A 2377-nucleotide genomic window follows, 5' to 3' on the forward strand; every position below is an offset into this window, starting at 1 on the left:
GTAAGCGTCCGGTGACGGCGTCACCTCAAACGGGCCGGTAGTTCCACGGCAGCAGTTCAGCGACCCGGCGGGCCGGATGGTCTGCGATGCGTCTGATGGTGTCGGCCAGCCAGGCCTCGGGGTCGACGCCGTTGAGCCTGGCGGTTTCCACCAGGCTGTAGATGCTGGCGGCGCGGTGCCCGCCCTGGTCGGAGCCCGCGAATAGCCAGTTTTTGCGCCCGACGGCGATACCGCGCAGCGAGCGCTCGGCGGCATTGTTGTCGATCTCCAGGCGACCATCGTCGGCATAGCGGGTCAGCGCCGTCCAGCGGGTGAGCGCATAGCGGATAGCGACCGCAAGGTCGGAGCGCCGGGACAGTTTCGGTCCCGTTGCATCGAGCCACTGACGGAATGCATCGAGCAGCGGTCCGGCCCTGGCCTGGCGCGCGTGCCGTCGCTCGTCCGGGGGCCGACCACGCACATCCTGTTCGACGGCATAGAGGCCGGCGATATGGTCCAGTGCCTCGCGGGCCGTGGCGGAGCCGGTTGCGGCGTGGACGTCGAAGAACTTGCGCCTGACATGCGCCCAGCAGGCCACCTCTGCGATGCGGTCGCCATACAGGCGGTCGAACCCGGCATAGCCATCGGCGTGCAGATCGCCCCGGAACCGGGCAAGATGTCCGGCGGGTCGTTCGCCCTTGCGGTCGGGCGCGTAGTGGAACAGCACGGCGGGCGGAGCCTCGCCGCCAGCCCCGCGCTCGTCGCGTACATAGGTCCACAGCCTGCCCGTCCTGGTGCGACCGGCGCCAGGGGCCAGTACCGGCACCGGCGTGTCGTCGGCATGGAGGGTCGCGCCGCCCATGACGTGGCGCTCGAGCGCGTCGACCAAGGGGCCGAGGAGCGCGGCCGAGCGCCCGACCCAGTCGGCGAGCGTGGAGCGGGCAAGGTCGACGCCCTGGCGAGCATAGATGCCCGACTGGCGGTAGAGCGGCAGATGGTCGGCGTATTTGGACACCAGCACATGGGCGAGCAGCCCCGCACCGGGTCGACCGCGCTCGATGGGCATGGACGGCAACGGCGCCTGCACTATGCGCTCGCATGACCGGCAGCTGAGCCGCGGCCGGACGTGGCGCACGACCCGGAACGAGGCGGGCACATAGTCGAGCTGTTCCGTAACGTCCTCGCCCATGCGCCGCATGGCACCACCGCAGTCGGGGCAGACGCACAGTGCCTCATGCACGACCTCGGTGCGGGGCAGATGGTCGGGCAGCGGCTGTCGATACGGCCTGGCGGTCTCCCGTGTCCGGGTGACCACCGGCATCGCCGCAGTGGCGGCTTCCGCCTCGCGCTCTTCCAGCCCGAGTTCCAGCTGGTCAGCCTGGTGCGTCAGCTTCTCCGACGAACGGCCGAAGGCCATGCGCCGCAGCCGCGCGACCTGCATCCGCAACTGCTCCAGCTCGGCGCCGGCAGCAATGAGCATGGCCTTCAGAAGGGCGATATCGTCGGGCAGCGAGGCGGCATCGGGCGACACGCCCGCTTATACCAGAACCCCCGTGCCGATACACGCGAAAGCCGCAGGAAACCGTACTTTTTACCAGGCCAAGGTCGGCTGCGAGGACCGGATCGGATGCCGCCAGTCCACCCCTTCGAGCAGCATCGACAGCTGCGCCGGGGTCAGCACCGCGACGCCGTCCGCGGTCGCCGGCCAGGTGAACCGGCCCCGCTCCAGGCGCTTGGCATGGAGCACGAGACCCTGACCATCCCACCACAGCAGCTTGACCAGATCGCCACGCTTGCCCCGGAAGGCGTACACCGCACCGCCAAACGGATCCTGGCGCAGCCGCTGCTGTACCAGCGCGGCCAGCCCGTCGAAGCCCTTGCGCATGTCCGTGACCCCGGCCGCCAGATACACCCGGACACCGCCCGGCGGCCCGATCAAGCAAACCCCGCCAGCACGGTCTTGAGCACCCGCGCGTCGATGGGAGGTGCCAGGCGGATGCGTTGCCCGGCCGGGCCGACCACTTCCACCACACCCGGTCCGAGCGGCTCCGAATGCGGCACCATGGGCGCGCCCGCCACCTCGACCGGAATGAATGCCGGCCCCGGCAACGGCAATGCTTCGCTCGCCACCCCATCGCGCAGCAGCGTGCGTCGCCAGCGATACACCAGCGACGTGCACACCCGGTGTCGCCGCGCCACCTCCAACACGCTGGCACCCGGCATCATCGCCTCCGACACGATCCGTGCCTTGTCATCTTCGCTGAACCGCCGGCGCGGTTCAGGCCCAACCATCTCGATAATTCGCGTCGCCATGATGCCGCACCGGTGTCTGCCACAGTGCCGCACCTGTGGCTTGCGCATCACCTCGTCGGCAAGGCGGAGAAGACCGGACGCTTAC

3 protein-coding genes are annotated in these 2377 nt (G+C 69.6%); all 3 read right to left on the reverse strand.

What is annotated here, in order from left to right; genetic code table 11:
- Positions 1-25 precede the first annotated feature (25 nt).
- Complete coding sequence (gene tnpC, locus HRV97_RS17170) at positions 26-1459, reverse strand: IS66 family transposase (protein ID WP_056439428.1); 1434 nt, start codon at positions 1457-1459, stop codon at positions 26-28.
- Between the two features lie 111 nt (positions 1460-1570).
- Positions 1571-1918: an IS66 family insertion sequence element accessory protein TnpB gene (gene tnpB, locus HRV97_RS17175; protein WP_076711207.1), complete on the reverse strand. Its 348-nt coding sequence runs from the start codon at positions 1916-1918 to the stop codon at positions 1571-1573.
- A complete protein-coding gene (gene tnpA, locus HRV97_RS17180) occupies positions 1915-2340 on the reverse strand; it encodes an IS66-like element accessory protein TnpA (RefSeq protein WP_082442347.1) in 426 nt (141 codons plus the stop codon). Before tnpA ends, tnpB begins: the two co-directional genes overlap by 4 nt.
- Positions 2341-2377: the final 37 nt, after the last annotated feature.

This window comes from Sphingomonas hominis (assembly GCF_013328205.1).
GTDB classification, from domain to species: Bacteria; Pseudomonadota; Alphaproteobacteria; order Sphingomonadales; family Sphingomonadaceae; genus Sphingomonas; species Sphingomonas hominis.

Excerpts from the sequence above, each read along its gene's own strand:
- tnpC (WP_056439428.1), bottom strand. The coding sequence starts at position 1,459 with ATGCTCATTGCTGCCGGCGCCGAGCTGGAGCAGTTGCGGATGCAGGTC.
- tnpA (WP_082442347.1), bottom strand. The coding sequence starts at position 2,340 with ATGCGCAAGCCACAGGTGCGGCACTGTGGCAGACACCGGTGCGGCATC.